The 26,000-nt window shown below is 66.9% G+C and carries 25 protein-coding genes; 11 read left to right on the forward strand and 14 right to left on the reverse strand.

Features of this window, described 5'->3' with window-relative positions; translation table 11 throughout:
- Positions 1–7 precede the first annotated feature (7 nt).
- Together WJU17_RS00635 and WJU17_RS00640 are read left to right on the forward strand one after the other, a co-directional pair.
- Entirely contained in the window at positions 8–985 is a 978-nt protein-coding gene (locus tag WJU17_RS00635; RefSeq protein WP_346327436.1) for a hypothetical protein, read from the forward strand.
- A gap of 284 nt (positions 986–1,269) precedes the next feature.
- Entirely contained in the window at positions 1,270–1,788 is a 519-nt protein-coding gene (locus tag WJU17_RS00640) for a hypothetical protein (RefSeq protein WP_346325413.1), read from the forward strand.
- A 16-nt stretch (positions 1,789–1,804) separates the two neighbouring features.
- Here WJU17_RS00640 and WJU17_RS00645 read toward each other — a convergent pair whose 3' ends face one another.
- Genes WJU17_RS00645 through WJU17_RS00660 form a run of 4 tightly spaced genes read right to left on the reverse strand, consistent with a single transcriptional unit; the run spans position 1,805 to position 6,819 of the window.
- Entirely contained in the window at positions 1,805–3,454 is a 1,650-nt protein-coding gene (locus tag WJU17_RS00645) for a DUF6065 family protein (protein WP_346325414.1), read from the reverse strand.
- A 13-nt stretch (positions 3,455–3,467) separates the two neighbouring features.
- A complete protein-coding gene (locus WJU17_RS00650; RefSeq protein WP_346325415.1) occupies positions 3,468–4,070 on the reverse strand; it encodes a class I SAM-dependent methyltransferase in 603 nt (200 codons plus the stop codon).
- Positions 4,071–4,130: 60 nt separating this feature from the next.
- Complete coding sequence (locus tag WJU17_RS00655) at positions 4,131–5,444, reverse strand: copper oxidase (protein WP_346325416.1); 1,314 nt, start codon at positions 5,442–5,444, stop codon at positions 4,131–4,133.
- 43 nt (positions 5,445–5,487) lie between these two features.
- The gene (locus WJU17_RS00660; RefSeq protein ID WP_346325417.1) at positions 5,488–6,819 is read right to left on the reverse strand and encodes a TolC family protein; all 1,332 of its coding nucleotides are present in this window, start codon (positions 6,817–6,819) and stop codon (positions 5,488–5,490) included.
- Positions 6,820–7,583: 764 nt separating this feature from the next.
- Here WJU17_RS00660 and WJU17_RS00665 point away from each other — a divergent pair.
- Positions 7,584–8,537: a metal-dependent hydrolase gene (locus WJU17_RS00665; protein WP_346325418.1), complete on the forward strand. Its 954-nt coding sequence runs from the start codon at positions 7,584–7,586 to the stop codon at positions 8,535–8,537.
- Here the strand turns inward: WJU17_RS00665 and WJU17_RS00670 are convergent.
- Together WJU17_RS00670 and WJU17_RS00675 are read right to left on the reverse strand one after the other, a co-directional pair.
- A complete protein-coding gene (locus WJU17_RS00670) occupies positions 8,509–8,874 on the reverse strand; it encodes a hypothetical protein (protein WP_346325419.1) in 366 nt (121 codons plus the stop codon). The two genes, WJU17_RS00665 and WJU17_RS00670, sit on opposite strands and share 29 nt — an antisense overlap.
- 33 nt (positions 8,875–8,907) lie before the next feature.
- A complete protein-coding gene (locus WJU17_RS00675) occupies positions 8,908–9,846 on the reverse strand; it encodes an NAD(P)-binding protein (protein WP_346325420.1) in 939 nt (312 codons plus the stop codon).
- A gap of 195 nt (positions 9,847–10,041) precedes the next feature.
- On the opposite strand from WJU17_RS00675, the gene WJU17_RS00680 reads away from it, so the two are divergent.
- Complete coding sequence (locus WJU17_RS00680) at positions 10,042–11,331, forward strand: aromatic ring-hydroxylating dioxygenase subunit alpha (protein ID WP_346325421.1); 1,290 nt, start codon at positions 10,042–10,044, stop codon at positions 11,329–11,331.
- Positions 11,332–11,343: 12 nt separating this feature from the next.
- Here WJU17_RS00680 and WJU17_RS00685 read toward each other — a convergent pair whose 3' ends face one another.
- Positions 11,344–11,976 (reverse strand): hypothetical protein, encoded by a 633-nt coding sequence (locus WJU17_RS00685; protein ID WP_346325422.1) that lies wholly within the window; start codon positions 11,974–11,976, stop codon positions 11,344–11,346.
- 143 nt (positions 11,977–12,119) lie between these two features.
- Here WJU17_RS00685 and WJU17_RS00690 point away from each other — a divergent pair, with 143 nt between their 5' ends.
- Positions 12,120–13,115: a D-2-hydroxyacid dehydrogenase family protein gene (locus WJU17_RS00690; RefSeq protein WP_346325423.1), complete on the forward strand. Its 996-nt coding sequence runs from the start codon at positions 12,120–12,122 to the stop codon at positions 13,113–13,115.
- On the opposite strand, the gene WJU17_RS00695 is transcribed toward WJU17_RS00690, so the two are convergent.
- A complete protein-coding gene (locus WJU17_RS00695) occupies positions 13,112–14,338 on the reverse strand; it encodes a TIGR03862 family flavoprotein (RefSeq protein ID WP_346325424.1) in 1,227 nt (408 codons plus the stop codon). The two genes, WJU17_RS00690 and WJU17_RS00695, sit on opposite strands and share 4 nt — an antisense overlap.
- Positions 14,339–14,507: 169 nt before the next feature.
- Between WJU17_RS00695 and WJU17_RS00700 the strand changes: the two genes are divergently transcribed.
- Both WJU17_RS00700 and WJU17_RS00705 read left to right on the forward strand, forming a co-directional pair.
- A complete protein-coding gene (locus tag WJU17_RS00700) occupies positions 14,508–15,302 on the forward strand; it encodes an SDR family oxidoreductase (protein WP_346325425.1) in 795 nt (264 codons plus the stop codon).
- Positions 15,303–15,315: 13 nt separating this feature from the next.
- A complete protein-coding gene (locus WJU17_RS00705; protein WP_346325426.1) occupies positions 15,316–16,491 on the forward strand; it encodes an aromatic ring-hydroxylating dioxygenase subunit alpha in 1,176 nt (391 codons plus the stop codon).
- 58 nt (positions 16,492–16,549) lie between these two features.
- Here the strand turns inward: WJU17_RS00705 and WJU17_RS00710 are convergent, their stop codons facing one another.
- The 4 genes from WJU17_RS00710 to WJU17_RS00725 form a co-directional block, all read right to left on the reverse strand.
- A complete protein-coding gene (locus tag WJU17_RS00710) occupies positions 16,550–17,146 on the reverse strand; it encodes a pyridoxamine 5'-phosphate oxidase family protein (RefSeq protein ID WP_346325427.1) in 597 nt (198 codons plus the stop codon).
- 122 nt (positions 17,147–17,268) lie between these two features.
- Entirely contained in the window at positions 17,269–18,855 is a 1,587-nt protein-coding gene (locus WJU17_RS00715; RefSeq protein ID WP_346325428.1) for an AMP-binding protein, read from the reverse strand.
- Positions 18,856–18,868: 13 nt separating this feature from the next.
- Positions 18,869–19,456 (reverse strand): VOC family protein, encoded by a 588-nt coding sequence (locus tag WJU17_RS00720; RefSeq protein ID WP_346325429.1) that lies wholly within the window; start codon positions 19,454–19,456, stop codon positions 18,869–18,871.
- Between the two features lie 36 nt (positions 19,457–19,492).
- Positions 19,493–20,449: an NAD(P)-dependent oxidoreductase gene (locus WJU17_RS00725; protein WP_346325430.1), complete on the reverse strand. Its 957-nt coding sequence runs from the start codon at positions 20,447–20,449 to the stop codon at positions 19,493–19,495.
- Positions 20,450–20,579: 130 nt separating this feature from the next.
- Here WJU17_RS00725 and WJU17_RS00730 point away from each other — a divergent pair, with 130 nt between their 5' ends.
- From WJU17_RS00730 to WJU17_RS00745, 4 genes are all read left to right on the forward strand, one after another.
- Positions 20,580–21,779, forward strand: coding sequence for an acyl-CoA dehydrogenase family protein (locus WJU17_RS00730; protein ID WP_346325431.1), 1,200 nt, complete (start codon positions 20,580–20,582; stop codon positions 21,777–21,779).
- Between the two features lie 83 nt (positions 21,780–21,862).
- Positions 21,863–22,114, forward strand: coding sequence for a type II toxin-antitoxin system ParD family antitoxin (locus WJU17_RS00735; RefSeq protein WP_346325432.1), 252 nt, complete (start codon positions 21,863–21,865; stop codon positions 22,112–22,114).
- On the forward strand, positions 22,095–22,418 hold the full coding sequence (locus tag WJU17_RS00740) for a type II toxin-antitoxin system RelE/ParE family toxin (RefSeq protein WP_346325433.1): 324 nt from the start codon (positions 22,095–22,097) through the stop codon (positions 22,416–22,418). The genes WJU17_RS00735 and WJU17_RS00740 overlap by 20 nt, the downstream gene beginning before the upstream one ends.
- A 76-nt stretch (positions 22,419–22,494) precedes the next feature.
- Positions 22,495–23,811, forward strand: a complete 1,317-nt coding sequence (locus tag WJU17_RS00745) for an Hsp70 family protein (protein WP_346325434.1) — start codon at positions 22,495–22,497, stop codon at positions 23,809–23,811.
- 11 nt (positions 23,812–23,822) lie between these two features.
- Here WJU17_RS00745 and WJU17_RS00750 read toward each other — a convergent pair whose 3' ends face one another.
- The gene (locus tag WJU17_RS00750; protein WP_346325435.1) at positions 23,823–24,974 is read right to left on the reverse strand and encodes a SpoIIE family protein phosphatase; all 1,152 of its coding nucleotides are present in this window, start codon (positions 24,972–24,974) and stop codon (positions 23,823–23,825) included.
- A complete protein-coding gene (cheB, locus tag WJU17_RS00755) occupies positions 24,971–25,993 on the reverse strand; it encodes a chemotaxis-specific protein-glutamate methyltransferase CheB (RefSeq protein WP_346325436.1) in 1,023 nt (340 codons plus the stop codon). Before cheB ends, WJU17_RS00750 begins: the two co-directional genes overlap by 4 nt.
- Positions 25,994–26,000 lie beyond the last annotated feature (7 nt).

Genomic DNA, 26,000 nt, shown 5'->3' on the forward strand with positions numbered 1-26,000 from the left:
CCGCCGATTGCTGCACGCTGACGTTCCGGACCACGGGCACCATCGCGGCCCTGCCGACGCCGACGCCGACACCCACGCCGACACCGACACCGACACCGACGCCGACACCCACGCCGACGCCTACACCTACGCCGACGCCGACACCCACGCCGACACCGACACCCACGCCTACGCCCACGCCTACGCCCACGCCTACGCCGACACCGACACCGACACCTACGCCTACGCCTACGCCTACGCCTACGCCTACGCCTACGCCCACGCCGACGCCGACGCCGACGCCCACACCGACGCCGACGCCGACGCCGACACCTACGCCGACGCCGACACCTACGCCTACGCCTACGCCCACGCCGACGCCGACGCCGACACCTACGCCTACGCCTACGCCGACACCTACGCCTACGCCGACACCTACGCCTACGCCTACGCCGACGCCTACGCCGACGCCGACGCCGACGCCCACACCGACGCCTACGCCTACGCCGACGCCCACGCCGACACCGACACCGACACCGACACCGACGCCTACGCCGACGCCCACGCCGACACCGACACCGACGCCTACGCCGACGCCCACACCGACGCCTACGCCGACGCCGACGCCTACGCCTACGCCTACGCCTACGCCTACGCCGACGCCCACGCCCACGCCCACGCCCACGCCCACGCCCACGCCGACGCCCACGCCGACGCCGACACCGACACCGACACCGACACCGACGCCTACGCCTACGCCTACGCCTACGCCGACACCTACGCCGACACCTACGCCGACACCTACGCCGACACCTACGCCGACACCGACGCCTACACCGACACCGACGCCTACGCCTACGCCGACACCTACGCCGACGCCTACGCCCACGCCCACGCCGACACCGACACCGACACCGGTGCTGCCAATCGTCGTATTGCCGGTATCCGGGTTCCCGTTCTTCGTGTCGGAGACGCCCGAGGGCCCGTTGCTCGTGGTGCGCGATGAAGGCGTGAACATGCCGCCCGAGATGGTCGAGCCGAGGCCGGTCCCGCCCGCGCCCCAAGTGGTTCCGCCAGCGCCACCGATCGCGCCGACGCCCTACGTGCCGCCTGCGTATCCGCCCAAGCAGGATCGGAACTAGCTCCATGCCCGGTCGAGGGGGCGCCCAGCGGTTCGGGATGCGTGTTCCGCTGGTTGCAGGCGTGCTGCTATCCTTGTGGGGCTCCGGCCCCGCATGGTCGCAGGCAGCAGCGAAGGGGCCTGGCTCTCTGTCCAACGATGTTCGGACGATGACGGAATGGGTGCTGCGCGCCGGCGACAATGCCAGCTTGCCCTTTGTCATCATCGACAAGCGCGACGCCGTGGTGCTGGTCTATGATGGTACTGGCGGCCTGCTTGGGGTCACGCCCGCGCTGTTGGGGCTTGCGCCGGGTGACGACATCACGCCGGGCATCGGCGACAGGCCGCTCTCGAAAATCAAGCCAGAGGAGCGGATTACGCCCGCCGGCCGCTTCGTGGCGTCCATGGGTCGGAATATCAAGGGCAGCAATATTCTATGGGTGGACTACGACGCGGCCGTTTCGCTGCATGCGGTGGTTCCCGGCACGCCACAGGAAAAACGTCGCGAACGACTGACGAGCGACACGCCACTCGACAACCGGATTTCCTTTGGTTGCATCAATGTCCCGGCGACCTTCTTCCAGAAGGTGGTGTCGCCGACGTTCTCTGGCGCTGGCGGGATCGTCTACATCCTGCCGGAACACAGGCCACTCGCTTCCGTCTTCGCCATGGGCCAGCCCGCGCCCTGAACAGGGCGCTTGTGGCTCAGCCGCCGGGATAGGTCGTGTACCCGTCGTTCGCCCACCGGAAATTGGTGTAGGTGACGGTCACGCTGAAATCCACCGACTTGACCTGATGCCACCAGGCCAGCGGCACGAACAGGATCTCACCCGGCTCCAGCACCACGTCATAGACGCGCGATCCCGGCAGTCGCGGGTAGCGCTCGGCATCCAGCCCCGGGTCTTCCAGGTCGGCGATGTCGCTGAAAACGTGCCGGTCGTTGTAGAGCCTCCCGACCTCGGAGGCGGGCAGCACCTTCAGCTTTTTCCGGCCGACCACCTGGGCGATGAAGTTGTTGGTCAGGTCATGATGCAGCGGCGTCACCGTTCCGGCCGGCCCGATCCACATCATCCCGGCTGACGGATCCTCGGTGAGGAACTTGCCCAGCGTGCCCATGTCCTCGGCCAGCGGCGCCAGCGCCTGCCGGTTGCTCGCCGAGTTGTAGGCCGTGAGGTAGGAGTCGTTGCCGCCCTTTTCGATCCCGGCGATGAAGGCATCGAACGGACCCTGGCGCCGGTGCAGGTCCTTCTCCCGCTCGAAACCGGCGTTCCCGGTCCGGCCGCCCTGATATTCCACGGTCGCCGCGCCGATCTTTTCCTTCAGATACTCGGGCGTCCACCGGGTCAGCGCCGGCCAGTCCGCCATCTCGCCGACCAGAATGACCGGGCGGCCCACGGCGTAATAGTGCTCCAGAAATTCCTCGGCGCTCAGATTCTCGCGCCGATCCAGAACCGCCGCGGTCGGTGCCAGAGCACGCTGGCGCTCCAGTGTCTCCAACAGCCATTCCCGCTTGGCCAGCGCCAGCTTCAGGGCGGCGATCTCTTCCGCCGGTGCCGCCGAAACGGCGCTATCGGGGCGCGGCGCGTCTTCGGCGGGCGCCGCCGGGACCTGCGGCGCGGCGGACCGGTCGAACGGCTTCAGCCGGAGCTTGGTGCGGTGGTCGTCCACCAGCGAGTTACCGTTCACGTCGACGCCGCGATAGTAGTGCTTCTGCCAGCGGTCGGCCGGCGCCTGCGGCGGGTCGCGCTGGATCTTGGCATGGAACGCATCGCGCGCGGCGCTCCAGGCATGGAACCGCGCCGCCGTCTCCGGATCGGCGTCCAGCGGCGCGAAGGCCGGCTCGAAGCTCTCGATCGCGCCGCGCTCGACAGGAAACAGGAAGCAGATCGGCTCCAGGGCGTCGAAATGCACCCACTGGCCGGACCGGGTGAAGCGCCAGTTCATGGTGAAGGTGAAGGGCGACCAGTCGGTCTCGACGATGCCCGTGAGCGGCGCGATCCCGTCCTTGGCCCGGTTCGGCGACCCGCCCACCCACAGGCTCCAGCCCGGCGGGGTGCGGATGATCGCCTCGATATGGAAGGTGATGATGCCTTGCCCGAACAGGGCGACCGGCGCCCGCTGCGGATCGGCGCCCGGCTCCAGCCGGATCGTCACCGCGTCCGGCGCCGTCCCGCCATTCCAGACCGCGTCGAACCCGCACGGGCTCAGCACTTCCCAGCCATGGGCGTTGGCGATGTTCAGCGGCAGGCAGCGATAGGCGAAGGACTCAGGCGTCGCGTCCATCCAGGCCCGCGTCGCGGGCGCCGGACGGATCAGCGGCGCCCAGCCCGGATGCAGATAGGCGGTAAGCTCCATGGCTCGTTTCCCTCTACGGCCGCCTCAGCATCCAGATCCGGCGTTCGACCGTGAACGGAATTTCGTGTTCCTTGGCGAAGTCGTCAACCGTCCACAACACGTCGGGATGAGTCCGGGCGCAATCGTCGCCGCACAGGATGCCGCCGGGTTTCAGGCGTGGATACCAGTGCGTCACGTCGGCATGGAACATGGGGTTGTGATGCACCCCATCGAGGAACACCAGGTCGAGGCTTTCTTCCGGCCAGTCGAGGAAATCGGCCGGGCTGTGGCCTCGAATTGCGGTGATATTGTGGCAATCCTGTGTGTAAAAGTCGAAGTTCTCGCGCGTGCCCCAGCTTCCCTGGTGTCGCGTGGTCTTGCCAAAATCGTCGCCGGAGGTGTCGCCGTCACCGGTCCGGGTGGGCGGCGAGTAGGGATGCTCCACCGGGTCCCAGATGTCGATGCAGGTCACGGAAACCGTGGGTTCGACGGTCTTCGACCAGCACCAGGACGACCGGCCGCAGAACGGCCCGACCTCGACCATGGCGCCGCCCGCGGGAATGGTGCGGGCCAGCCGCTCGAGTATTTTCAACTCGGGTTCGGGCATCCACCCGGGAATATCCAGATTGTAAGGCATATGGCCGATGCTCGCACCGAAACCCCGCCGCGGCAAGGCGCCATTCGCCCCGGGGGCCGATCATCCCTGCATATCGTCGCCGCGCCGGACGGGGGCGCCGAAATCCGGGTCGTCGCTGACCCTGTGGGCGGTCGTGCCGGCGGGCGCGCGGTACCAGCCGGGATCGCCATAGTCGCCGGGCGCCAGGTCGTCGCGCACCTTGATCACCGTGAACATGCCGCCCATCTCCAGCGGGCCGTGCGGCCCGTCGCCGCTCATCATGGCCATGGTGTTGACGGGGCCCTTCATGCCCATGGCGACATGTGCGCCGTGCTCGGCCATGCCGTCCTTTCCCATGGCCATGTAGCCGGGCAGCACCTTGCGGATGTCCGCCTCCACGCCCGACTGGTCGACGCCCAGCGCGTTGGGGATGTCGTGTCCCATCGGGCCCATGGTGTGGTGCGACATGTGGCAGTGCAGCGCCCAGTCGCCGGGAATGGCGACGAATTCCAGATCCCGCATCTGGCCGACGCCGACGATCTCCGTGACTTCCGAGCGCCAAGCAGCACGCGGCCATCGCCCGCCATCGCCACCGGTGACCTGGAATTGGACCCCGTGCATGTGGACGGGATGGTTCCACATGGAGAGGTTGCCGACCCGGATGCGCACGCGCTCGCCGGTCCGCGCCACGATCGGATCGATGGCGGGAAACGCCTTGCTGTTGAAGGTCCACAGGTCGAATTCCTGCATGATCGACGGATCGGGCCGCCACGTGCCGGGGTGCAGTGCCCAGTTGTGCAGCAGGAAGGCATAGTCCCGGTCGATCCGCTCGCGCTCGCCGCCTCTGGGGTGGATGATGAACAGGCCCATCATGCCCAGGGCCAGCTGCACCATCTCGTCGGCATGCGGATGGTACATGTGAGTGCCGTGCTGTTTCAGCGTGAATTCGTAGGCGAAGGTTTCCCCGGGCTTGATATGGGGCTGCGACAGGCCGCCGACGCCGTCCATGCCGCTGGGCAGATAGAGCCCGTGCCAGTGCACGGAAGTGTGCTCGTTCAGCCGGTTGGTGACCAGGATGCGGACCCGGTCGCCTTCGACGGCCTCGATGGTCGGGCCGGGCGTGGAGCCGTTATAGCCCCAGCATTTCGCGCGGCTTCCGGGGCCGAACTCATGATCGACCTCCTCGGCGACGAGATGGAATTCCTTGACGCCCCCTACCATGCGATAGGGCAGGGTCCAGCCATTGAGAGTGCGGACCGGCGTGTAGGGCGCGCCGCGACCGGCGGTGGGCTGTTGGTCCTCGGCGGCGATGGCCTGCCGTCCGGCAAGCCCCGCCGTCATGGTGGCGAGGGAGCCGAGGCCAAGGGCGGAGAGAAGCGTGCGGCGCGTAACCATTCAAGGAGCCTTTCCGGAGACGGAGGGAACGGGCATTGGTGTCTCAGTGATGATGCGAGTGATCGGCCGCCGGCGTTTCGCCGGGGGCCCGAACGGGCGGGGCAACGGCCTCGCCGCCGATCAGGGCGGTGCTCGGAAGCTGGGTGCCGACGAGGCGGCCGAGCGCCGCGCGCGCGGTCCAGTAGTCCCGGACGGATTCGAGATATCCCTGATAGGCCCTGTACTCCTCCTGTTTCAGCCGGATCAGGTCGAAGATCCCGCTCAGCATGTAGTTCACGCGCTCCTGCATGCGGGCGACCGCGTTCTCGCGCAGCGGCACCATGCGGGTGCGGAACTCCTCGACCGTCGCGCGGGCGGCGGCGAGCCGGTGATGCGCCAGGTCGATCTGGTTGCTGGCCTCGATCTCCATGGCCCGCAGACGCACCTCCGCCGTTTCATGCCGTGCCTCGGCCCGCAGCACGCCGGCCTGGTTCTGATGGAACAGCGGGATCGCTAAGGACAGGGTCGGGCCGGTGAGGCGCGTGCCATCGGTCTCCCGTTCCCGCTCGATGCCCAGTTCAAGCTCGCCCAGATAGCGGAAACGCCGGGTCATGTCGGCGCCGGAGCGCGCCAGTTCCACGTCCTTGCGCGCCGCCGCGAGGTCCAGCCGGTGGGCGGCGGCCAGCGTCTGGAGGGCGGGCAGGGCGTCATCCTCCGGCGGCGGCAGGGGCAACCGGTCCGGCACCTGCCACTCGCCGTCGGCGGCGGTGACGCCGAGCAGCGTGGCGAGCGCGTTTCGTGCTTCGGCGACCTCGTGGCGGGCCGCGATCAGCTCGAGCTCGGCCTGCGAGGCCTCGGCGCGCTGCAGGCTTAGGGCGAGTTCGTCGATGTTTCCGGCATCGTAATAGCGCTGCGCCAGATCGGCGGACGCGCGGGCCGCCTGCAGGATCGCGCTCCGCATCTCGGCGATCTGCCGGGCGCCGACCAGGGCGTAATAAGCCGCCTCCACCTCGCTGGCGAGACTCAGGATTTCCGCCCCGACCAGCGCCTTGGCGCTCTCGAATTCGCCTTCCGCGATGCGGCTCCTGGCCGGCATCATCAGCATGTTGGTGAAGTTCTGTGCGAGGCCAATGGTGAGCTGATTGGCGGCGCCCGCCGTGCTCGGGTCGAGGACGGACAGCGACAATGTGGGATTGCTCAGACGGCCCGCCTCGTAGATGTCCGCGCCCGCGAACCCCAGCTGGGCATATCCAAGCCGAAGGCGCGGGTTGCGCGCCAGCGCCACCTGCACCGCCTCGCTGGCCGAGAGTGTCCGGCCCGCCACGGCGGGTATGTCGCCATGGGCCGGCAGCGCGGGACCCCCGCGCGCGCTGACGAGCGCCTGTACGTCGGGCATCCCCCGATCTTCGCGGACGGACGCGCAGGCGCCCAGGAGGCTGGCCGTGGCCAGCAACACCCAGAGTCTGTTGGAAGGCAATGCGATCTCCATCGAGTCCTGAACGGATGATGGGCCGTCGGATGAAGGTGAAAGCGGGAAATTGGACGGCTGTGATCAGCCGACGCCCCGCGTCGCCGTGAACGGCTCACGCATCCGGCTACCCGGTTCTGATCGGTCAGGCAGTACGGGGAGGTCGCAACGGCAGTGACGGCTCGCGCTGCATGATGGCCGTCATATCGCGGCCCGGCCGCGTGGAGCGCCGCAAGTTGGCTTCCGCCGAAGGCAGGGCGGCGCCGAGCACGGGACCGAAGACGCTGGTGCTGACGCAGGCGCCAGGGCAGGTGCCGCAATTGCAGCCGGCGTCGTCGGCATCGTCGGCGTGTCCGCCATGTTGGTCGGGGGCAACGTCATGATGCCCGTGCATCGCGTGAGCGTCGTGCTCCCGCGCCGCTTCTGATGAGGCTGCTCGTTCCGACTGGCAATGGGAGAGGCCGAGCGCCCATGCGGAAGAGGACACGGACAGGGCCAGTGCCACCAGCAGGAACAGGAACGTGCGGACGCCTCTCATGGCCTCAGTATCGACCCGGGCGGCAGGGCGGCACAAGGGCGTATCTTAGAGGATTCGGAACACCTTGGTAGTATACGGGCCGGCTGGAGAGAGTTCTTTGGCTCCTTCCAAGATTTCCCTGCTACGCTTCTCGCCAAGCAACTGACGGTGATTCATGGATAATCTGGCGCATACCCTGGCGGGCGCGGCTCTCGGTCAGGCCGGCCTCAAGAAAAAGACCGGACTGGGCATGGCCACCCTGATGATCGCCGCCAATCTGCCGGATCTCGACGTTCTGGGTTTGCTGGTCGGGGAGAATCTGGCCTGGCGGCGCGGCTGGACGCACGGTCCCATCGCTCTGCTGATCCTGCCGGTTCTTCTGGCGCTCGCCATGTTGGCGTTCGATCGCTGGCAGGCGCGGCGGGGACGCCGGCCCGAGGCGCGCCTGCCGGTCAGGTTCGGCTGGCTGCTGGCGCTGGCCTATATCGGCATCCTGTCGCATCCGTTGCTGGATTTTCTCAACACCTATGGCGTGCGCTGCCTGATGCCGTTCTCGGAACAATGGTTTTACGGTGATGCGCTGTTCATCATCGACATCTGGATGTGGAGCGCCTTTGCGCTCGGTATCTGGCTGTCGCGGCGCCGGGAACGCCGCAATCTGCCGCATCAATCACGTCCGGCGGTGGCCGCGCTGGGCATCGTCACCGTCTACTGCATCGCGATGGGAACGGCGAGCGTCGCCGCCGAACGGTTCGCCGCCCGCGATATCGCCGAGCGCGGGCTCGGCACGCCGACGGTCGTGGTCGCCAGCCCGGTGCCGGTCAATCCCTTCCGCCGCGACATCATTTTCGGAACCGGCACGGCATACGGCTTCGGCGCGCTGCGCTGGTCGCCGCAGCCGTCGTTGGAGCTGGAGCCGGGCCTGGTGCCGATGAACATGGACGATCCCGCCATCCCGCGCGCGGCGGCGCAGAGCAAGAAAGTCGCCGACTTCCTCTACTGGTCGCGCCTGCCTTTCGCCGAGGTGGAACGTCTTCCGGGCGAGACACGCGTGACCATTGGTGACGCGCGCTACAACAAACGGCCCGGGGACGGGCGCTTCACGGTGCGTGAGACGCTGACCGATTGAGGGAGAGAGCCGCCGCGAGTGCCCAGACTCCGCCCAGCAGGCCGATCCCGAGCGCCACCGAATAGAACACGGCGCTCTCCTTTGGCGGGCCGAACAGCAAATGATCGAGAGTCGGCACCAGCAGGGTGAGCATCATCCCGCAGAACAGACCCCACGCCGCGGCGAGCGGTGCCGTGCCGCGCCGGGGCGCGATCACAGCCGCCCACAGCAGGGCGGCCCCGATCAGCAGCTCGTCGAATGCCAGAGGAAGGAAACGGGCGTCGCCCCACCAGCGCGCGACTTCGCCGCCTGCCAGAAGCAGGGCGACGATGATAGTGGCGATGCGAAGCGGCTTCATGATGCTCTCTCGATGATTCCGGGGCGGGGCAGCTTAGGCGCTAACGGCCTCATGCGCCAGAATCCGCGCCGCCAGCGCGCGTCCGGACAGCCATGCGCCCTGCACGTCGCCGCCGCCCAGCCAGTCTCCGCAGGCGCCAATGCGGTCGGCGCCGTTCCACAGGAAATCACCGTCCGCGCTCAACGGCTGCGCGTAGCGCCAACGGTGCGCTTCCAGAATGACAGGCGCAGGAAGAGCGGCTGCCGCGATGACGCGAAAGGCCTCGAGCAAGGCGGTGGCGACCGACCCGGCCTCATCTTCGATGTGGAGACGTGACCACTCGGCGGACGCTTGGATTACCCAGCTTTCAGGACCCGAGCGTCCGGGCTTCGCACTGTTACGCACCGCTGTGGCGACGATACCGTCATGCCGGATCAGATCGGTGGCGACCTCGAGCGGCTCGGCGAACGCCGCCATGACGCTCCAGCATGGCGCCGACGGTGTCCGCGCCGCGCGCGTGGCGATGGCCGGTTCCGCCGTGGCCAGCAGAATGGCCGCCTGCTCCGCCGGCACGGCCACGACCACGCTATCGTAGACGCCCGCGCCGCCGATGTGCCAACCATCATCCCGGCGGGACAGGGTGTCGATCCGGGTTGCCCAGCGCACGTCCAGATCGCATGCCATGAGTTTCAGTGGCGCGTTCATCGACGGCGCGCCGATAAAGGCCGACTCGCCCGCCGCCGGCCAGGACGCGGCGCAACCCAGCGCGATCCAGTCATTCACCTGTGCGGCGAAGGCGGGATCGCTGGCCTCGAAGAACGGTGCGCCATGATCGAAGCCGGCTTCGCCGAGGGAGGCCGCGATACGGCGGGTCGACATCCGGCCGCCGGGGCCTCGCCCCTTGTCGAACAGGGAAACGGCGGCCCCTGTCGCCTGCAGCTGTACGCCGCAGGCCAGCCCGGCCATGCCCGCGCCGATGATGGCGATCCGCATTCTGGTCTCCTCGAGGAACGGCCGGGGGCCGGTGTGGACGTCGCGGCCTCTTTACGCGGTAGGTCCGGTGATGGATGCTGTTTTGGGCGGTAAGCATGATGACAAGTTTGCTTGCCAAAATTCTTACGCGTTCTAATATCGGTAAGAACATGGCGCGAGGGGCGGCGCCCGGCTGGCTCAACGGGGAGACGAGCGATGGATGATCCGAAGTCGATTGAGAACCTGAAGGCGCGCATGGCGTGGGAACAGGGCAGGGACGGACCGCCGAAAGGCTTCCCGGCACTGCCGCCGCTGCCGCCGGGTCGCTATACCAGCCAGGAATTCTTCGAACTCGAGAAACAGCATCTCTGGTCCAAGGTCTGGCTCTATGCGGCGCATGAAAGCCAGTTGCCGGACGTGGGCTCGTATCTGTTGCTCGATATTCCCGACGCGCCGATCTTCCTGATCCGCGACAAGGATCGCAAGATCCGCGCCTTCTACAATGTCTGCTCCCATCGCGGCGCGCCCTTGGTGCGCGAGAAGTGCGGCAAGCAGTCGCTGCTCCGCTGCATCTATCACCAGTGGACCTACGACACGAAGGGACGCCTGATCGCGGTCATGGACGAGCGCGACTTCCCCGAGCCCTTCGACAAGTCCACGCTCGGCCTGCAGGAAGTGCGCTGCGAAATGTGGGGGCCGTGGGTCTTCGTCAACGAAGACCAGCAGGCGCAGCCGCTGCTCGACTGGCTGGGCATGATCGCCGACGAGTTCCAGCAGTTCGAAATCGATCAGCTGCGTCCGGCCGAGATCAAATCCTATGAGCTCGAGTGCAACTGGAAGCTCACCATGGACGCGTTCCTCGAGGTCTATCACATCAAGGGAATCCATCCGCAGACGGTGGGCGAGGCGCTCGACCATCGCGGCGCGGTCATGGGGCTACTGCCCGGCGGCCACACGCGCATGACCTGTCCCACCAATGCCCCGCCCGAGGACCAGCGCAAGCTGCGCGGCTATGGCGACGGCAAGGTGGTGACCATGCCGTCGGTGCCAGCCGGCGAGATCGCCCGTAACTATCACGTCTCGCACAACATCTTCCCCAACATCATCACGCCCGTCGGTGAAACCGCGCGCCAATTCCTGATGTTCTGGCCGATCTCGAAGACCCGCACCCGTGTCGACGTGGTGCATTTCGGACGCGACTGGGGCGATGCACCGCGCCCGGCGGGCTGGGACCCGCTTCTGGCGTTCTGGGATATCGTCATGGCCGAGGATCTGCAGTTCCTCGAATGGCAGCAGAAGGCGGTGCTGTCACCCGGCTTCAAGGGCTATCGGCTGAGCTACATGGAGCGGCGCATCTATTACGCGCATGAATCCATCGACCGGGTGATCGGGATCGAGAACATCCCCGAGCATCTGCGCGTGGTGCCGTTGATGGAGCCGTACGAGGAAAAGCCCTGGCACCATTCGGCCGAGCCGCTCGACATGCAGGCAGACGCGGCCGAATAGACTCGGCCGCGCCTAATCGGGGAAGTTCTGGCGCCGCAGGGCGACAATCCGGCGCTGCGCGTCGGGGCGCGACTGCGCCTCGAACAGGGCATCGACACCTGGAGTCACAACCCGGTCCTGCTCTTCCGGCGCGTCCGTGCGCAGGAACTCGAGAAAGCTGGGCTGGCCGGCGTTGAAATCGACGAGCCGCCACCAGTGTCCCATGGCCTGGCAGCGCCGGGGATTGGCCTCGTCGACAAGGCTCAGCCGCCCGTCATCCGTCAGATCGTGCAGCAGATCGAGGATCACCGTGCGCTGGGCGCCGTCCTGGGCGCTGATCACCACCGTCTCCGGCGTCACCGACGCGACGGCGCCGGGCGCGGGTACACTGGTGGCTGTCGTGGACGTATCGAGCAACACCACGCCCATCGCGGCGAGCAGGCCGTCATCCGTCTCCTCGTCCAGAACGGCGACGGAAAGCAGGCGCCATTCCAGGGTCGAGCCGGGATGTTCCCCGCCGTGGCGACGGGACCGCTCCAGCAGCGCCGCCAAGGCAGCGTTCAGCGACTGGCGCGAAACGAACGCCACGCTGCGCTCCCTGACAGCGGCGGGCGCCGCGTCCGGCGCAGCATGGGAAAGGCGTTCGTTGACGGTGAGCAAAAGCATGGTTGCGTGTCCTCCTGCGCGGCAAGGCCGCGCGACGTTACACGCACGGCGGGGCCGATCAACGTGCCGCGAATGGATGTTCCTGATGGCCGGCGCGAAGGCTACATTGGCCGCGCGGACGGGTGCAATACAGGGAGTATGACATGTTGAAGGTCGCGATCCTCGATGATTACGCGCGCGTCGCGCTCACTTGCGCCGATTGGTCCGCGCTGGACGGTATCGCCGAGATCACCGTTTTCGACCGACACCTTTCCGAGGACGAAGCCGCCGTGCTGTTGCAGCCGTTCCATGTGCTGTGCACGGTCCGCGAGCGCATGGCCCTGCCGCGCAGCCTGTTCGAGCGGCTGCCCAACCTTCGGCTCGTCACCATCATCGGCATGAGCCTTGCCAATCTGGACATGCAGGCGGCGACCGATCAGGGCGTCGTCGTGGTGCATTCGGACTTTTCCAGCCCGGCATTCGCCAGCGCGCAGAACGCGACGCCCGAGCTGACCTGGGGGCTGATGATCGCCGTGGTACGGCGCATCGCCCATGAGGATCAGCGCATGCGCGCCGGCGGATGGCAGTCAACCGCCGGCATCATCCTGGCGGGACGCACGCTGGCGCTGCTGGGTCTGGGCCGGGTGGGCAAGCGCATGGCGGCCTATGGGCGCGCCTTCGACATGCGCGTCATTGCCTGGAGCCAGAACATGACGGCCGAGGCGGCGGACGACGCCGGCGCAGAACTTGTCTCGAAGGAAGAGCTGTTTCGCCAGGCGGATGTCCTGTCGGTCCATGTCCAGCTCAGCGAACGCACGCGCGGCCTGGTCGGGGCGGCTGACCTGGCGCGCATGAAGCCGGAGGCCTATCTGATCAACACCTCGCGCGGGCCCATCGTGGACGAGGCCGCGCTGATCGAGGTGCTGCGAAACAGGCGTATCGCCGGTGCCGGGCTCGACGTGTTCGACCAGGAGCCGCCGCCCGCCGAACATCCGCTGCGCTCGCTCGACAACGTGACGCTCACGCCGCATCTGGGCTACGTCACGACCGAGACGCTGCACGCCTTCTATGCCGACATGCCCGAGGCGATCGCCGCCTTTGCCCGCGGCGCGCCGATACGGGTGGTGAATCGGGACGTGCTGGCTCGAACGGGCGATTAACGCCCGAGGCGTCGCAGAACGCCATGGGCGGCGGCGATACCGGTCGCGAAACAGGCCTGGAGCAGATAGCCGCCGGTGGGCGCCTCCCAGTCGAGCATCTCGCCCGCGACGAAGACTCCGGGAATGTCGCGCAGCATCAGCGCTTCATCCAGCGCCGCGAGGGACACGCCGCCGGCCGTCGAGATAGCGCGGTCGATGGGCTGGGCAGCGGTCAGGGTGATCGGCGACGACTTGATCAGGCTTGCCAGGGCGCCGGGCGCTGTCGGCAGGTCGATGCCATGCGCCTCGCGCAGCAGATTGATGGCGACGGGCGGCAGGCTCAGCGTCTTGCGCAGCAGATTGGCCGTGGACTGGCCGCGCGGTGCCTTGTGCAGCCTGTCGGCGATGCTGGCCCGCGACATGTCAGGGCGCAAATCGATCTCCAGCACGGCCTTGCCATCCCGGTCGATGGCCTCGCGCGCGGCGGCGCCGATCGCATAGATCACGCCGCCTTCGATGCCGTAACTGGTCACCAGCGCTTCGCCGCGCGCTGTCCGGCCGTCGCAGGTCACGGCGATGTTCTTCAGCGGCGTCCCCGCGAACCGGTCGTCGAAGATGTCGCTCCAGGCGACGTCGAAGCCGCAATTGGCGGGCCGCAGCGGCGCGATATCGACGCCGCGCGACGACAGGATGTCAACCCACGCACCGTTCGAGCCCAGCCTGGGCCAGCTGGCCCCGCCCAGCGCCAGAATGGTCGCGTCGGCGGCGATGGCCACTTCACCGTCCTCGGTGCGGAAGGTCAGCCGGCCGTCCGTGGTCCAGCCTCCCCAGTCGTGGCGCGGCGCCAAGGTCACGCCGAGACCTGCCAGCCGCCCCAGCCAGGCGCGCAGCAGCGGCGATGCCTTGAGCGAACGGGGGAAGATTCGGCCGCTCGATCCGATGAAGGTGTCCTGTCCCAGTCCTTGCGCCCAGGCGACAAGCGAGGAAGGCGGGAAGGCTTCCAGCAGCGGCTGGAGCCACGGCGCCGCGCTGCCGTATCGAACGGCGAACGCCGCGAAGTCTTCCGAATGGGTCAGGTTTAGCCCGCCGCGCCCGGCCATCAGCAGCTTGCGGCCCGCCGATGGCATCCGGTCGTAGAGGGTGACCTTGATCCCCGCCGCCGCCAGCGTCTCCGCCGCGATCAGCCCGGCCGGGCCCGCGCCGATGATGGCGACGGATGGCTTTATCGCGGGCGTATTTTTCATGTCGGTTCCGTCTTGCATGGCGCTCTAATGCCATATTCCACGCTCAAGCGGGATGCTTTCTTGGGGGCTGGGATCGAGGTGCGCCTGTACGGCGGCGCGAAACGCCCTGCGGCTTGCCGCTCGCTTCGGCGCGTGCCAGTTTGGCCCCCTATCCAGCGGGAGAATCCACATGAGTCGTTTAGCGGGCAAGGCCGCCCTGATCCTGGGCGCGGCGGGCAAGGACAATCTGGGGCAGGTGATGGCGCGAGCCTTCGCGCGCGAGGGTGCGCGGGTCATGATCGCCGGCCGCAGCGAGGCGCCGCTCGCCGAGCTGGCCGAGGAAATGGGCTGCGACTACGCGCTGTGCGACATCACCAGCCGCCGGGACGTGGAAGCGCTGGTGGAGCGGACCAAGGAGCGTCTGGGCCGCATCGACGTGGCGGTGCAGGCGACCGGCTGGGGCCTGATCGCGCCCTTCCTCGAGACCTCCGAGGAGGATCTCGACCGGATCACGACGCTGCAGTTCAAGGGACCGTTCCAGTTCTTCCAGGCGCTGGTGCGGGCCATGGACCACGGCGGCTCGATCATCAACATCTCGTCGGCCACGGCCACCATCATGCTCGATGACCACGCCGCCTACATGGGCACCAAGGCCGGCATCGATCACGTCATCCGCTGTATCGCCAACGAGTTCGGGGCGCGCGGCATTCGCGCCAATTCCATCTCGCCCGGCCTGATGGTGACGCCCATGACGCAGCATGCGGCACACACGCCGGGGGTGATCGACGCCTTTACCAAGGAATATCCGCTGGGCCGCATCGGCACCTCCGAGGACATCGCCGAGGCGGCGATCTGGCTGGCGTCCGATGCCTGCTTCATGACCGGCGAGAACCTGCAGGTGAATGGCGGCTTGACGCTGCGGCGCAATCCGACCCGCGCCGAGATCGGCGCCCATGTGGTCAAGGCGACGAAGAGCGCGGCGTAGGAGGAGAGAGCTGATGGGAATCAAGGAGGAATACAGCCGCGCCGGCGCGCGCCTGCTCGCGCATGTGGACAATGGCACGACCGATTGGGCGCCGAGCGTGCGCCGCGTGCCGGTTGACGATTATCTCAACGCCGAACGCTGGGAAGCGGAAATGGAGGCCATCTTCCGCCGTCAGCCGCTTCTTCTCGCCCTCGGCATCGAGCTGCCGGAGAACGGCAGCTACAAGACCATGGAGATCGCCGGCCGTCCGGTGCTCTTGAGCCGCGGCAAGGACGGGCAGGTCCGCGCGTTCCTGAACGTATGTTCGCACCGGCAGGCCATCGTCATGCCCGAGGCCCGCGGCAAGGCGAGCCGATTCACCTGTCCGTACCATGGCTGGACATTCAATGCGGAAGGCAAGCTGATCGGCCTGGCCGACAGGCAGAAGTTCGGCGAGGTCGATACGGCCGAGCTGGGCCTCGTCGCGCTGCCCTGCACCGAGAAGGCGGGCATGATCTTCGCCAGCCTGTCGCCCGATGCCGAGTTCGATCTCGACACGTTCCTCGCGGGCTTTCTGGCCGATATGGAATGGCTCGGCCTGGAGAACTGGTATTATCACGCGACCAACGAGATCCGGGGCGCGTGCTGGAAGGTGGTCACGGACGGGTTTCTCGAAGGCTATCACTTCGCGACCGCGCATCCCGAGACGATCAACGCCAACACCAAGTCGAACATCATGACCTTCGACTTCTTCGGGCCGCATCAGCGGGTCGGCTTCGCGCGCCAGAACATTCAGGAGATGCGGGGCACGCCGGAAGACGAGATGTGGCGCAGCGAGGGCGTGCATTTCAGCTTCGTGCGGTTCGTGTTCCCGAACGTGGCGTTCTCGCTCAGCCGGAAGGGTGGCGGCACCTGGACGCAGATCATCCCGGGCACGACGTCCGGGGAAACCGTCGCGTATCAGCACATCATCTTCCCGAAGGCGCCGCAGACGGACGCCGAGCGCGAGGAATGCCAGCGCGTGACCGATTTCTACCGTGAGGTGGTCACGACCGAGGATTTCGAGCTGGGGTTCCGCATCCAGAAGGGGCTGGAATCCGGCGCTTACAAGGACATGGTGTTCGGCCGCAACGAATGGGGCAATCAGCATCATCACGCCAGCATCGACGGCTATGTGGTCGAGCCGGAACCGGTGAGGAAGCGCGCCTGAGACGCAAAAAAGGCCGGCGTTTCCGCCGGCCTTTCGCGGTCCGGGACAAGGATGCCCGTCAGACCTTGCTGGTCCGGGGCGGCAGGCCGCGGGCGGCGCGCTCCTTGTTCATGCGCTCGGCGTCGGCGCTCTTCATTTCGCCCAGTTCGGACTCGTCCAGCGTGCCCTGGCGGTGGCGGTGCGACTTGTCGCCGTCGAAGGTGATCCATTTCTCCGGGGTGACCTCGATGACGGTGCGCAGCGGCGAGTCCAGCAGGTTGTAGAAATCGTCCTCGCCGGCTTTGTCGTCGGGGCTGACCTTCTTGGCCAGCTTGCGATAGAAGGCCTTCTTGGTCTCCTCGTCATCGTGAAACACGGCGGTGCCCTTCATGGTCGCCGCGCCGCGCGGACAGTCGGGGTGGCGGCTCGAGGCGCCGCTGACGACGATGGACACGCGCGGGTCGCGGCGGATGGCGGCGGCGCGGTGGCGATGCGCGGCGAAGGTCAGCCAGGCATGCCCCTTGTCCCAGACGAAGGCATGCATGACGCCGACCGGCCAGCCATCCTTGGTCGACCAGTTCAGCACGCATTCGGGCGCGAGCGTCATCAGCTTGTCGATCTGCTCGTCGGTGTAGGGGTAGATCGAGACCACTTCGTGATCATGGGCCTTGGACATCCTGAAACTCCTCTCCGTTTTTTTCGCCGGTGGCAGTGCCCCGGCCACGCTTAAAAATCTTCATCCCCGCAGAATATGTTAGCGATCCTTTCCGGCCGGGCAAAGGGCTGTTTGCGGCGGGATCAGCGCCGCCTGACCTGATAGCCGGCGGCGTCGCGGTCCCATGTGTCGGCGGCGACGCCGTCGGCGCGCAGCTTGTACTTCTCGATACGCTCCGACGTGTTTCTTGGCAGGGCAGGGGCGAAGCGCACATAGCGCGGGACCGCGAACCAGGGCAGCTTTTCCTGGCACGCATCGAGCACCGTCTCGGGCGTCAGCCTGGCATCGGCCTTGGGAACGATCACGACCATGACCTCTTCCTCGGACAGGTCCGAGGGAACGCCGAAGACGGCGGATTCCTGAATGCCCTCGATGCCGTCGATGATCTTTTCGACCTCCCAGGACGAGATGTTCTCGCCGCGCCGCCGGATCGCGTCCTTCATCCGGTCCAGATAATAGAAATAGCCATCCTCATCCATGCGGCCGCGGTCGCCGGTGTGAAACCACAGGTCCCTGAACGCCTTTACCGTGGCCTCCGGCATCCGGTAGTACTCCTTGAACATCACGTCCGGCTCGCGCGGGCGGGCGACGATTTCCCCGGCGGTGCCGGGCGGGCAGGGATGGCCGTTCTCGTCCTGGATCTGCACGTCGTAGAGCGGCACCGGCCTGCCGCACGAGCCCAGCCGGAAGCCGTCGACGGTGTTCAGCGTCACGGTGCCCAGCTCGGTCGAGCCATACACCTCGATCAGCCGCAGCCCGAACCGTTCTTCGAACGCGCGGCAGATGGTGGCCGGCGCGGGGGCGCCATAGGCGCGCCGGACGCTGTTGAGGGCGTCGTCGGCCCGGGCTTGCTGCTTGTGCAGCATCATCAGCAGCGCGCCCATGTAGTTGAACGCGGTCACGCCCTCGCGGCGGCAGATGTCCCAGAACCCGGACGCCGAGAACCGGTCGTGCAGCACGGCCTGCGCATCGGCCAGCATGGCGGCCAGCACGGTCAGATAGCGGGCGTTGGCATGGAACAGCGGAAAGGCGCTGAACAGCACGTCGTCGGCTTGGTAGTCCATGGCAGCGACGCAGATTTTCGCCATCTCGAAATGGGAGTGATGGCTGAGCACGGCGCCTTTGGATGGTCCTGTCGTGCCCGAGGTAAACAGGATCACCGCCGGATCGTTGGGACCCTGCACGGCGGCCGGACGGATGTCGCGCCCGCCGGCTACCAGATCAGCCAGGCTGTGGGTTCCACCATCCGGCGGTGCGCGTTCCGGACCGGCGACGATGACGTGCCGAAGGAGCGGCAAGCCGTCTCTCAGCGGCGCCAGTCGCTCCGGCCATTCCGGCGCGATGATGATGGCGCGGCATTCGGCGAGGCGCAGCTGGTGCGCCAGCAGCTCGCCCTTCAGTCCCGTATGGATGGGCACCTCGACCAGCGCCGCGCGGGTGACGCCCATCCAGGCGCGCAGGAAATCGGCGCCGTTCGGCAGCATCACGGCGATCTTGTCGCCAGCCGCGAGGCCGAGGCTTGTCAGCGCGTCGGCCAGCCGGGTCGCCTCCCGGTCCAGCGCGCCATAGGTCAGCGCCGCGCCGTCCTGGAAGCGGATCAGCCGCCGGTCCGGCGAGCGTTCCGCCCGGGCCGAGAGGATGGCGCTGATGGTGGCCTCGCCCCGGTACATGAGAGGCGATGTCCTAGGACGCGCCGGGCAGGTCCGACTTGTCGCGCAGGCCGGCGAACTCGCCATTCTCTAGCACGTAGTACTTGCGGGTCGGCGGCGCGAACGCGCCTTCCGCGGCAATGCCCGGCAGGCCGCCCAGACCGGTGCGCGAGCCGGCGGGCATTTCCAGCAGCTCGATGATGTTGCCGAACGGATCGCGGCAGTAATGCAGCCTGGCGCCGCCCGGACGCGCCTTGGTCAGCGGCTTGATCACCGAGCCGCCGGCCGCCAGGAAGCGCGCCAGCACCGTCTCGAAATCCGTGACCTGGAACGCCAGATGGGTGTAGCCGTGATCGGACGCGCGCCGTTCGCTGGCATGGCCGTTGGACGCGGGCGTCCGGTAGGTCCAGATCTCCAGATAGGTGTTGGCGCCGCGCAGCATGTAGCTGTCCGCCGAGGACTCATCCATGCCGACATAGGCGTTCACGTCGGCGTTGCCCTCGTCCCATTTGTCGACACCGATGACCTCGAAGCCGAAGACGTCCTCGTAGAACTTGCGCCCGGCCTCGAGGTCCGGGACGTTGACGCCCACATGATGGATGCCGCAGATCAGCGATGTCATTGCCGTACTCCCCGTTTCAGCAAGTCTCCCCGCCGCTTAATACCATGTCTCGCGGTTGATGGGATTCAGCAGTTCCCGCCCGTCCATGAAACGCCGCGCATTTTCGATGATCAGCGCGCTGATCGGGTCGAACGGGTTCGAACCCTTGCCCCAGGACAGATGCGGCGACAGGCGCACCTTGGGATGGGTGTACAGCACGTGGCCTTCGGGCAGTGGCTCCGGCTCGGACACGTCGAGGGTGGCGAAGCGCAGATGGCCACTGTCGAGCGCCGCGACCAGCGCCTCCTGGTCCACCATGGCGCCGCGCGAGATGTTCACGAAATGCGCGCCCTGCTTCATCTTGGCGAGGCTTTCGGCATTGATGATGTTGCGGGTCTCGGGCGTCAGCGGGGCGGCGAGCACCAGATGGTCCGACTGGGCCAGCACCTCGTCGAGCGGCAGGAATTCGACGGGCCCCTCGATGGGCGCGCTGCTGCGGCGGGTCGCGATGACCCGCGCGCCGAAGGGCGCCGCGCGTTCGGCGATGGCCTTGCCGATGGTGCCGAAGCCGATCAGGCCGATGGTCTTGCCTTCGATGGTGCCGACCGGGTTGCCCTGTTCCTTGTACCAGCGGTCCGCGGCGTCGATCCAGATGTCGGGAAAGCGCTTCTCCAGCGCCAGCATGCTGGCCAGGGCGAACTCGCCGATGGCGTTCGCCTGCACGCCGCGCGCGCAGGTGGCGTCGGCCACGTCGAACGCCCAGCGCGGATAGTCGTCGATCCCGGTGGACACGGTCTGGACCCAGCGCAGGTTGAAGGGCCAGCCCTCGGGCGCGGTTTCGGGGAAGTGCACACCGGCGTGCGGCGGCAGGAAGATCATGGCGGCCGCGTCTTCGGGGACCTGCCAGTTGGCGTCCTTCGGCGTCCGCTTCAGCGTGACGCCGGCCGGCAGCTTGGCCGCGAGCTGCTGGGCGATGGCGTCGGGCAGATGATGGGCGATGACGAAGTCGGACACGGTGGTCTCCAGATGAACGCGGATGTGGCGGGCACTTTAGAAAATTCATGCGTGACTGCCCAGCCCCATGTACGCGCCCGATCCATTCCGTCTAGAATGGTGTCCGGGTGGTAACCAAGGGGAGACGATCATGGACCTGGCATTCGCCGACACGGACGAGGCCTTCCGGCTCGAGGTCCGGGCGTTCTTCGAGACGCGCTTTCCCAAGGATATCCTCGACAAGATCCGCCGGGGCCAGACCCTGGGCAAGGACGATCTGGTCCGCGCCGAGAAGGCGTATCACGCCGAAGGCTGGAGCGCGGCCAACTGGCCGGAGGAATATGGCGGCACCGGCTGGAGCGTGACCCAGAAGTATATTTTCGACGAGGAGCGCGAGAGGGTCGGCGCCCCGTCCGTCGTGCCCATGGGCCTGCTTTACGTGGCGCCGGTGATCTACACCTTCGGCAGCCCCGAGCAGAAGCAGCGTTTCCTGCCGGGCATCCTGTCCAGCGACGTGTTCTGGGCGCAGGGCTATTCCGAGCCGGGGGCCGGATCGGACCTCGCCTCTCTGCAGACCCGCGCCGTGCGGGACGGTGACGAATATGTGGTCAACGGCGTCAAGATCTGGACCTCGCAGGCCCACTATGCCGACTGGATTTTCTGCCTCGTGCGCACCTCCAGCGCCGGCAAGCCGCAGGAAGGCATCACCTTCCTGTGCATGGACATGAAGACGCCGGGCATCACCGTGCGGCCGATCATCGGCATCGACGGCAGCCACTATCTCAACCAGGTGTTCTTCGAGGACGTGCGGGTGCCGGTCGGGAACCGGATCGGCGAGGAGAACAAGGGCTGGGATTACGCCAAGTACCTGCTGACCCACGAGCGCACCTCCTATGCCCACGTGGCACGCAAGAAGATGGACATGGCGCGGCTCAAGCAGCTTGCCCGCACCGTCACCAGCGACGGCCGCAGCCTGGCCGAGGACCCGCTGTTCGTGCAGAAGATGGCCGAGGCCGACGTGGCGTTGGCCTCCCTCGAAATGACGGTGCTGCGCGCCATCGCCTCGCTGTCCTCGGGGCAGGCGCCGGGCAATGAATCCTCGATCCTGAAGATCATGGCGACCGAGCGGGCGCAGGAGATCACCGAACTTTTCGTGGAACTGGGCGGCCTCTACAGCGCCCATTTCATCACCGACCGCGCCCGCCCGGACTGGAACTCCAACTCCGGCATTCCCGACTGGGCGTCACCCTCCATGGCCAGTTACCTGTTCACCCGCGCCCAGACCATCTATGGCGGCGCGACCGAGGTGCAGAAGAACGTCATCGCCAAGCAGGTGTTGAGGCTGCCGTAACTTGTATCCAGCGCCCGGAATGGCAGGCTTTGACAAAGATTGCCATTCTTGAAATATTGGACAGGATAGAAAGGACGGTTTCGATGGCATCGATGAACGTATCGCTCCCTGAGCCACTGAAGGCTTGGGTCGAAGCGCAGGCGAAAACGGGCCGCTACGCGAATGCGAGTGACTATGTCCGCGATTTGATCCGTCGCGATCAGGATCGCGCCAGCAAGATCGACGCGCTCCAGACGCTGATCACGGAAGGTATCGAGAGCGGAGAAGCGCGAGAGCTCGATCTTCCTGCCCTTCTGGCCAAGGCGCGGGCATCTCATGATCGCGGGCAGAGATAAGCCGTATCGTTTTACGCCCGCGGCCCTCCGAGATCTGGAGGAAATCTGGGAATTCTCCGCGCAGCGCTGGTCACCGACGCAGGCGGACAAATATCTGACACGGATGGTGAGCTCGATCGAGCGCATCGCGGCCAATCCGCGCATGGTGCGTGAACGTCGTGAGTACACCCCGCCTGTCAGGATCTATCGGCACGAATCCCACGTTATCATCTTCACGGAACAGGCGGATCACATCGCGATCATCCGCGTGCGCCACGGCGGTGAGGATTGGGCGAACGATCCCGGCACCGTCGGAATTGACTAGAGGATTGTCGCAGGATTGTTTATCGGGAGCACCCGCGCCGCTCCCGGCGGCGGCTTCAGTAGAGTGTTAGCGTCACGTGCATTCCATCGGTCTCGATTTCGGCACCACCAATTCCGTCGCCTGCAGGGTGGGCGAGGGCGGCGACGTGGAGACGGTGTCGTTCGAGCGGCCCGAGGGTCCCGAGGGCATCTTTCCGTCGCTGCTGACCTTCTGGCAGGAGGAAAGCGGGCGCGGGCGGGCGCAAACGCTGGTCGAGGGCGGGCAGTGGGCCATCGACGCCTACCGCGAGACCGAGCCGGATTGCCGCTTCCTGAAATCGATCAAGACCTTCGCCGGCAACCCGCATTTCTCCAGCACGCTGGTCTATGGCGCGCAGTACGATTTCCAGGCCCTGATGCGCGCCTTCCTGTCGTCCATGCGCGCCCATGGCGCGGCGGACGGGGCGTGGGACACGAAACGCATCGTCATCGGCCGCCCGATCCGCTTCGCCGGGCTCAATGCCGATGACGACCTGGCGCTCAAGCGGTATGGCGCGGCGCTGAAGGCGCTCGGGTTCACCGAGATGCAGACGGTGTTCGAGCCGCTGGCGGCCGCCTATTACTTCGTCCGCGACCTGACCGAGGCGGCCAATGTGTTCGTCGCCGATCTGGGCGGCGGCACCAGCGATTTCTCGATCATTCGGCTGGAGCGGCGCGGCGGCAGGCTGGCGCTCGAGCCGCTGGCGTCGCGCGGCAACGATATCGCCGGCGACCGGTTCGACTACCGGATGATCGACAAGATCGTCGCGCCCGCGCTGGGCAAGGGCTCGGACTACGACAGCCTGGGCAAGCGGCTGCCGTTCCCGACGACCTATTACAACCGGCTGGCGCGCTGGAACGAGATCTACACGCTGCGGATCGGCAAGATCCACCGCGAGATCGCCGATCTGAAGCGCTACAGCTATGCCCCGGACCGGATCGAGAAGTTTCTTCGCTTCATCGATTCAGAAGCGGCGGTCGATCTCCATGCCGCCATCTCGCGGACCAAGCGGGATCTGTCGTTGCAGGACAGCGCGCGCTTCCATCTGGGTTTCGATGGCGAGGCCATCGACGCCGATGTCACGCGCGCCGAGTTCGATGGCTGGATCGAGCGCGACATGCTCAAGCTCGACGCGCTGGCGGACCAGACGCTGGCCGAGGCCGGGCTGGCGGCGAAGGACATCGACATCGTCTTCCTCACCGGCGGCACGTCCTTCGTGCCCGCGGTCCGCGCGCTGTTCGAGCATCGCTTCGGCGGCGCCGTGATCCAGAGCAGCGACCAGCTGGTCTCGATCGCCAAGGGCCTGGCGCTGATCGGCCAGGACGCGGAGTCGGCGGCGATGATGACCGACCGGGTCGTCTCCCTCGCGGACTGAGCAGGCCGCCGTTACAGCTCGCCGTCGAACACGAACTCGACCAGGGAACAGTCGTCGTCGAAGGCGGTCTTGCCCTGGATCTCCTGAACGCTTTCGATGATGCAGCTCAGCCGGGCTTCGGCATCGTCATGGGACAGGTCGGTCAGGATGCGCACGAAGTCGTCGAAGGGCAGCATGGAGCCGTCGAGGCATTCCACCTCGAAGACGCCGTCGCTGAAGACATAGAGGTGCGAACCGGGCGGGATGAAGGTCGAGAACATGTCGTATTCCAGCCCCTCGAAGGTACCGATCGGCAGGCCTTCGCCCTGCAGCAGCTGCGGCTTGCGGCCCGGCGGCAGCAGCACGGCGGGCGGGTGACCGGCGGCGGCATAGGTCAGCTCGCGGGTCGAGATGCGGTACACGCCGTACCAGATGGTGAAGTAGAGCTGGTTCTGCCGCTCCATGGGGAACGCGTTGTTCAGCGCCTCGAGTACCTTGGCCGGGTTGAGGAAATCCACATCCGGCAGGGCGCGGGCGCCCAGCGTGTTCAGGGCCGACACGCTGAGCAGCGCGGAGCCGACGCCGTGGCCGCAGACATCCAGCAGGTAGATGGCGAAATGGTCGTCGTCCAGCTGGTGATAGGAAAAGGCGTCGCCGCCCAGCGAACTGGAGGGATAGAATTTCCACGCCGTCGACATGGGCTGGGAAATCACCGGCGGCAGGATCGAGCGGACGTAGGCGGCGGCTTCGCCCAGTTCGGCATGCAGCCGTTCATAGGCGGCGTTCCGTTCCATCAGGGCGAGATAGCCCTTGGCATGGTGACGGATGCGGGCGATCAGCTCGACGGCGGCGGGCAGCTTGACCAGATAGTCGTTGGCGCCGCGCGCGAAGGCCTCGGCCTTGACCGCCGGCTCTTCCTTGCCGGACAGGACGACCAGCGGAATTTCGCGCAGGAACGGGTCCTCGCGCATGGCGGTGACGATGTCGAGGCCGTCGGCGTCGGGCAGCACCAGATCCTGCAGGATGACCTGCGGCTTGTACTCGCGGGCCACCTCCAGCGCCTTGCTGCCTTCGCCGCACCATCGCAGCTCCAGATCCTTTTCCGGGCGCAGCATGGTGGCGACCGCCGCGTTGACCAGACGCTGGTCGTCGACGAGAAGGACCCTGATCGGATCTGCGGTCATGGGTGAAGTTCCTTTATGGCTCTGAGGGCGCGGGCGCCGATGGCGGGAAGGGGCAGAACGTCGACGGCCGCGCCGATCTCGGCGGCCGCCTTGGGCATGCCCCAGACGACGGAGGTCTTCTGGTCCTGGGCGATGGTATGGAAACCGGCTTTGCGCAGCGTCAGCAGGCCGTCGGCGCCGTCGCGGCCCATGCCGGTCAGCAGGATGGCGCAGCCGCGCATGCCGCGCCGCCGCGCCGCGCTCATGAAGAAGGCATCGACCGATGGCTTGTAGGAGCTTTCCTTCGGCTCGGGCGTGTAGCCGAGGCGGCCATTGGACTCGATCACCAGATGGTCGGGGCCGGCGGCGATGAAGATCTTTCCCGCGCCCAGCCTGTCGCCTTGCCGTGCCGGCAGGACCCGCCGGGCGCAGCGGCGGCTTAGCCATTCGGCCAGACCGGTGGCGAAATGCTCGTCCACATGCTGGACGATGACCACCGAGGCGGGCAGGTCGGCGGGCAGCGCCTGAAGGATTTCGGAGACGGCCTGAGGACCGCCCGTCGAGGCGCCGATGGCGACCAGCGGTGCTTCCTCGGTCAGCGCGGTGACGGCGGCGGCCCCATTGACCCTCGGCGCGCGGCCGTTCCTGCCGATCAGCTTGGCGATGATCGCCAGCTTGTCCTGCAGCGCGGCGGCGCCGTCGATGTTGCCGGACAGGCCCAGCACCGGCGTCTGGATGGCATCCAGCGCGCCCAGGCTCATGGCCTCGTAGACCATGTCCAGATGGCCGGTGACCGTCGATGTGACCACCAGGATGGCGCAGGGCGACTGTTTCATGATGCGCCGGGTGGCTTCCACGCCGTCCATCTGCGGCATGATCAGATCCATCAGGATCAGGTCGACCGGGTCGGCTGCCGCGCGCTGGACGGCTTCCGCTCCGGTCGCCGCCGTCCAGGCGGTTTCATGGCCGGGCGTCGCGGCGACGACACGGCGCAGGGCCGCCGTCGCCAGCATCACATCGTTCACGATCCCGATCCGCATGCGTCTT

The organism is Iodidimonas sp. SYSU 1G8 (assembly GCF_039655775.1).
GTDB lineage: Bacteria > Pseudomonadota > Alphaproteobacteria > SMXS01 > SMXS01 > RI-34.